This window comes from Streptococcus handemini (assembly GCF_040984445.1).
Classification (GTDB): Bacteria; Bacillota; Bacilli; order Lactobacillales; family Streptococcaceae; genus Streptococcus; species Streptococcus handemini.
In genome coordinates this window covers 23,079-29,317 of the sequence record NZ_JBFRYH010000024.1, presented here as the reverse complement: position 1 = coordinate 29,317, position 6,239 = coordinate 23,079, and the positions used below count along the sequence as shown (strand labels likewise).

The following is a 6,239-nucleotide window of genomic DNA, read 5'->3' as shown; positions in this document are numbered from 1 at the left end:
GTTTCTTGTTTTCTTTCTCAGAGGTTGTTTCATCATGATTGAGCCACTTATAATAGCCTGAACGTGAGACTTTCAGAATCTGGCATAAAATAGAGATAAGACTATCTGGGTGTTCATCATGGTAATCCCTAATAGCTTGGAACTTCTCTAGGTGCTTTCCCACTCTTAGCGACGGTTTCGCCGTTTTATTTCCTCCAACTTTTTTAGAAGACCTACCTCCATTTCCAAATAACGATTCCGTTCTTCTAGTTGCTTGATTTTGAGTTGAAGTTCTTCAGCTTCAGTGAGGTTTGGCTTGCTTTCTAGTCCTTTTCCTCTACGATCCACCAATCCTTGAGCTCCCTCACTCTCAAACTTCCGTACCCATGAATACACCTGTTGATAGGAGGTGTCAAACTTCTCAATGGCTGACTGGTAATCTTTCTCATGCGCGATGGTGTAGTTGACAATCTCAAGTCGTTCTTCAAAGGTGGTCTTGCGTTCTTTGTTCATACGGCTGTGTCCTTTACTTGTGGATGTTAATTCTTTACCACTAGTATACCGTTTTATCCAGCTTCTGAGAACATAAGGGTCAGAGATATGATAGTTTGAACAGATACCTCTTAAGGAACCTTTACCAGCTAGATAGTCTTGAACAGCTTGTTCTTTTAACTCAGACGAATAGTGTTTCCAAGTTCGACTCTCCTTAAGACCGTCTATACCGAACTCCTCATATTTCATTTTCCAAGACTGGATTGTTTGATGATCGACCTGATAGTGTTTACTAAGTTGGGTAAGCGACTGTTCTTGGTGAAGTAATAAGCAAACAATTTCTAACTTTTCTTCTACTGATTTTGGACTTCTTTTGGACATGTGAAAACTCCCCTTATAGTGTCTAGTGAATTTTGGTTTTTTCACTGTCTACTATATGGGGAGTATATCAGTTTCAGAGAGTTTTACTATACTATTGCAAATTCAATTTTTTTGTCATGATGTAGTAGGTACCGAAGTAGTAACCAACAGCAAGAACGATGCTGATGATGATACCTAAGAGTGAGTGAACAGCTAATGTGACACTGTCTCCTGGAACGCCTGTTGCTACAGCGAGAATAGCTGAAATAAGTCCTTCTACAAAGTTGATACCAAAGTAAAAGACAACGGCTAGAAGTGTACGGTAGTCCTTAAATAATTGACCGAGAGAAATAGCGAAGTAGATCAAGAGGATAGAATGAATGGTACCGACAATGAGATCAACCGCATAACTAATACCAAAATTCATGCCAGTAAATTCTTTATACGCTTCATTGAATTCTTTTACGAATTCAGGAAGATGCTCATTGAGCATCGAACCAAATGTAATATAGGAAATAAGCAAAATGCAAAGGATTGTAGCGATTCCAGATAAGGTACTCCAAATAAAGGCAGCGGTCAATTTACTAAGGATAATCTGGTGATTAGTAACAGGAAGAGTCATGGTTAGGTATCCTTGGCGACCGTAGACATTTTTTCTAAAGCGTTTGATAATGAGAAAGAAGGTTGACAGGAAGAGGCCTGCAATGATGACTGCAAAACCGATAATAATAGCACCAAATAGGATCCCTTCTAAGGTATTAGCTAGTGAAATACCAATTTCTGTGTCACTAATCGTTCTTTCTGGTCGGTGGATAATATTTTGAATCCAGAAGCCGAGGACGACAGAGAGCAATCCAGCTGTAGCATACAGTCCTAGATACCATTTTCCAACTGCTTTAAATTCATATTTTAATAACTTTCCAAACATAGGAATCTCCTTTACTAAGCCTTGAATTCACGGCGGAAAAGTTCATCGATGGATTCTCCGCTTTCAATTCGTAGGTCATCGACATCGCTATGACGGATCACATTGCCGTACTGGAGAAAGATGACTTCATCGAGAATTTGTTCGACATCTGAAATCAAATGAGTTGAAATCAGTACAGAAGAGGTTGGAGAATAGTTGTTGATAATCGTCCGCAAGATATAATCGCGGGCAGCAGGATCAACGCCGCCAATCGGCTCATCAAGGATATAGAGAAGAGCCTGACGACTCATAACTAAAATCAACTGCACCTTTTCCTTGTTTCCTTTTGATAAATGCTTGATACGGCTGTTGAGCTCAATGTTGAGGTCTTGAAGCAGGTGAAGCGCACGCGCCTCATCAAAATCCGCATAGAAGTCCTTAAATAAGTCAATCGCTTCTGTAATTCGCATGTGTTCATCTAAATAGGTCGTATCAGGAAGGTAGGATACAATCTGCTTGGTTTCGGGAGATGGTTTGCGACCATTGATTAGGATTTGCCCATATTCTGGCTGAAGAAGCCCATTGAGCAATTTAATCAAGGTTGTTTTTCCAGAACCATTGGGTCCGAGTAAGCCAATGATTTTTCCAGCTGAAAATTTGAGGTTGACATTGTTTAGTGCAACTAATCTGCTGTATAATTTTGAGACTTGCTGAAGCTCAACGAGAGTAAAATTCTTTTCCATATTTTTATTCTCCTTTTAGATAATGTTCCAACTGCTGAACCAATTCCTCTTGTTTAAAACCTAGGTCAAGCATATTGGTTACAAAGTTCTCCAATTCGTCTTTAGCTAGGCTAGCTCTCGTTTGATTGATCAGATCCTGATTATCTGTTACGAAGCGTCCTGTTGTGCGGACTGAATAAACAAAGCCCTCGCTTTCGAGATCAGATAAGGCACGTTGAACAGTATTGGGATTAACTCCAGCAATTTCTGCTAAATCACGCACGGTTGGTAGTTTGTCCCCGGATTGGAGTTGGTGAGTCACAATTTGCAACTTGATGGTATTGGCAATCTGGATATAGATTGGGAAGTTGTTATCAAATTTCCAAGCCATGGTAGTTCCTTTCTTTTTATGAATAATGATAGATAGAACCTGTGTCTTTGTCTTATGTATATAATGCAATATTCCTTTCTAAAATGCAAGAATTATTTTCGATTATCGTAAAAATTGTTCAAACTCTTGTTCCTAGCTTATCCTGCTAAGCTGAAAACCGATAGTAGCAAGGGGATTTTTTTTGGTGTATAATGGTATATATACTATGTTCATGAAAAAGAAATAGGATACGAAGGAGGAGCTATGTTAGCACAATTAGATACCAAGACCGTCTATAGTTTTATGGATAGCATGATCACGATTGAGTCTTATGTTGCGCGTGCGAAAGAAATGGGCTATACGCACTTAGGCATCATGGATCGGAATAATCTGTACGCTGCATATTCCTTTATAGAAGCGTGTGAAAAAGCAGGGCTTCAACCAGTCATTGGGTGTGAAATAGAGTGGCAGGTGTCTGCAGATGAACAAATTGTGATTCAGTTTATTGCAAAAAATACCGAAGGCTATCAAAATCTCTTGAAAATTTCGACAGCCAAGATGATGGGGGAAAAAGAATTTGATCGGATTCGTCCTTATCTAGCAGGCATTGCTCTGATTATCCCCTATTTTGAAGGAATCGAATTCTATGATTTGGGAGTTGATTTTTATATTGGAGTGCATGCAGCAACACCAGCAATTCAGTCCAATCGTCCCTTGATTCCCTTACATACCGTGAGGTATTTTGAAGAACGTCAAGTTGAAGTCTTACAGGTCCTTCATGCCATTCAAGACAATATCCCCCTCAATCAAGTCACTCAGTTGGTCTATAACCAAGCATTGTTAAGCCCAGAAAGTTTAGAAGCAATTTTTCAGCAACGATTTCCAACAGCTATTGAGGAGTTGAATCGCTTAGTAGCAAGGATTTCCTATCAGCTTGATAAAAACTTGAAATTGCCTCGCTTTAATCGGGAGCGCTTAGCAGTGGAGGAACTGCGTGAAAAGGCTGAGGAAGGCTTGCGAATAAGAGGGATTGATTATCCTGTCTATCAAGAGCGTCTGCAACAGGAACTAGCAGTTATCCATCAAATGGGTTTTGACGATTATTTTTTAATTGTCTGGGATCTCTTGCGGTTTGGACGCAGTCAGGGTTATTACATGGGGATGGGGCGCGGTTCTGCGGTCGGAAGTTTAGTGGCTTATGCCTTACAGATTACAGGTATTGACCCGGTCAAACACAACCTACTCTTTGAGCGATTTTTAAATGTCGAGCGCTTTAACATGCCCGATATTGATATTGATATTCCAGATATTCACCGTGGAGATTTTATCCGTTATGTGCAGGAGCGTTATGGCAGTTTTCATGCAGCGCAGATTGTGACCTACTCGACTTTTGGTGCTAAGCAAGCGCTACGGGATGTCTTAAAGCGCTATGGGATACCAGAATATGAAGTCGGCACAATCACAAAGAAGATTTCTTTTCGAGATACTTTGACAACAGCCTATGAGCGAAATGCTGCCTTTAGGCAACTCATCAATAGCAAAATAGAATATCAAAAATCCTACGCCATAGCTCAGCAAATTGAGGGGCAACCAAGGCAGACTTCGATTCATGCGGCGGGTGTCGTGATGAGTGATGAAGAATTGACTGATACCATTCCGTTAAAATCAGGCGAGGACATGCTGATTACTCAGTATGATGCTCATGCGGTAGAAGCCAATGGACTATTAAAAATGGATTTTTTAGGCTTACGAAATCTAACCTTCGTTCAAAAAATGGCAGAAGCAGTAGAGGAAAAATATGGCAAGAAAATCGTGATTTCAGACATTGATTTAGAAGATTCAGAGACCTTGAAACTCTTTGCCAAGGGGCAAACAAAAGGAATTTTCCAGTTTGAGCAGCCAGGAGCAATTCATCTCCTAAAAAGCGTACAGCCGAGCCGATTTGAGGATATTGTTGCAACGACAAGTTTGAACAGACCGGGAGCAAGTGACTATTCAGATAATTTTGTCAAACGCAAGCATGGTCAAGAACCAGTAGATGTATTAGATGAATCGCTTGCCGATATTCTGCGGCCGACTTACGGCATCATGCTTTATCAAGAGCAGGTCATGCAGATTGCCCAGCGTTTTTCTGGTTTTACACTTGGAAAGGCTGATTTATTGCGTCGTGCCATGTCTAAGAAAAATAAGGCTGAAATGCAGAGTATGGAAGCTGATTTTCTCGCAGGAGCACTTGAACAGGGGCATGATGAGGAGAGGGCAAAAACGATTTTTGCCATGATGGCAAAATTTGCGGGCTATGGTTTTAACCGTAGTCATGCCTATGCCTATTCAGCTTTAGCCTTCCAATTAGCCTACTTTAAAACCCATTATCCCGATGTCTTTTTTGACATCATGTTGAATTATTCAAGTAGGGATTACATTTCAGACGCCCTGCAGTTTGATTTTCAGGTAGCTCCTGTTACAATCAATAGCATTCCTTACCATGATAAGTTTGAGGGCAACAAGATTTACATGGGGCTCAAGAACATTAAGGGACTTCCAAAAGACTTGGCCTTTTGGCTCATTGAGGCGCGTCCCTTCAAGAGCGTGGAGGATTTTATTCTGCGTCTACCTGCTAATTTTAAAAAACAAGATACCTTAAATCCCTTGATTCAGCTTGGTTTGTTTGATTCATTTGAACCAAATAGGAAGAAAATTTTGGAAAACTTAGATAATCTTTTCGTTTTTGCGGATACCTTTGGTAGTTTCTTCTCAGAGGAAAATTATAGTTGGCAAGAAGCAGAAGATTACAGTGATAGTGAGAAGTTTAGTTTAGAGCAGGCGATTATTGGTGTTGGAATGAGTCCGCATCCTTTGCTACGTATAGCAAAATCGACGAACAGGCCTCATACTCCATTTGGCGAATTAGTAGCTGGAAATGCTGTTACGATTCTGGGACAAATTCAGTCCATCCGTGTGATTCGCACCAAGAAAACAGGTCAGCAAATGGCCTTTATCCAAGTGAGCGACACCAAGAAGAAAATAGATGTCACCCTCTTTCCAGAAACCTATCAACGCTATCAAAGCCTTTTGAAAGAGGGGGATATTGTCTATCTGATTGGGAAGGTTCAAGAAAGAGATGGTCAATTGCAGCTAGTCTTAGAGAATTTAGAACAGCCCAATGCGGAAAAATTTTGGATTTTGCTGGAAAATAGGAAATATGATCAGGAAATCGCAAGAATTTTGGCTGCCTATCCAGGGACAATTCCAGTCGTTCTTCATTATCAAGATGGTAATCAAACAGTGCAATTAGAACAGATTTTCGTCCAAAAATCAGAGGAATTACAGACTCGTTTACAGGAATTTTCAATGAAAACGGTTTTTCAGTAAAAAATAGCAAAAAGTCAAGCATACTGGGGTTAAATGT

The 6,239-nt window shown here is 40.3% G+C and carries 4 protein-coding genes and 1 pseudogene; 1 reads left to right on the top strand and 4 read right to left on the bottom strand.

The genetic code is table 11. The annotated features are described in order from the left end of the window. The 4 genes and pseudogenes from ABPH35_RS05290 to ABPH35_RS05275 all read right to left on the bottom strand — a co-directional run. Nucleotides 1–852, bottom strand: a pseudogene (locus ABPH35_RS05290) (helix-turn-helix domain-containing protein); the annotation flags it as partial. A gap of 91 nt (nt 853–943) precedes the next feature. After that, on the bottom strand, nt 944–1,759 hold the full coding sequence (locus ABPH35_RS05285) for a hypothetical protein (protein WP_349988719.1): 816 nt from the start codon (nt 1,757–1,759) through the stop codon (nt 944–946). Between the two features lie 14 nt (nt 1,760–1,773). Then, complete coding sequence (locus ABPH35_RS05280; protein WP_368849639.1) at nt 1,774–2,481, bottom strand: ATP-binding cassette domain-containing protein; 708 nt, start codon at nt 2,479–2,481, stop codon at nt 1,774–1,776. 4 nt (nt 2,482–2,485) lie between these two features. Continuing rightward, nucleotides 2,486–2,851 (bottom strand): GntR family transcriptional regulator, encoded by a 366-nt coding sequence (locus ABPH35_RS05275; RefSeq protein WP_349988717.1) that lies wholly within the window; start codon nt 2,849–2,851, stop codon nt 2,486–2,488. Between the two features lie 243 nt (nt 2,852–3,094). On the opposite strand from ABPH35_RS05275, the gene ABPH35_RS05270 reads away from it, so the two are divergent. Continuing rightward, entirely contained in the window at nt 3,095–6,202 is a 3,108-nt protein-coding gene (locus tag ABPH35_RS05270; RefSeq protein ID WP_349988716.1) for a DNA polymerase III subunit alpha, read from the top strand. Nucleotides 6,203–6,239 lie beyond the last annotated feature (37 nt).

Coding starts and splice junctions, on each gene's coding strand:
- ABPH35_RS05285 (WP_349988719.1), bottom strand. CDS start 1,759: ATGTTTGGAAAGTTATTAAAATATGAATTTAAAGCAGTTGGAAAATGG.
- ABPH35_RS05280 (WP_368849639.1), bottom strand. CDS start 2,481: ATGGAAAAGAATTTTACTCTCGTTGAGCTTCAGCAAGTCTCAAAATTA.
- ABPH35_RS05275 (WP_349988717.1), bottom strand. CDS start 2,851: ATGGCTTGGAAATTTGATAACAACTTCCCAATCTATATCCAGATTGCC.
- ABPH35_RS05270 (WP_349988716.1), top strand. CDS start 3,095: ATGTTAGCACAATTAGATACCAAGACCGTCTATAGTTTTATGGATAGC.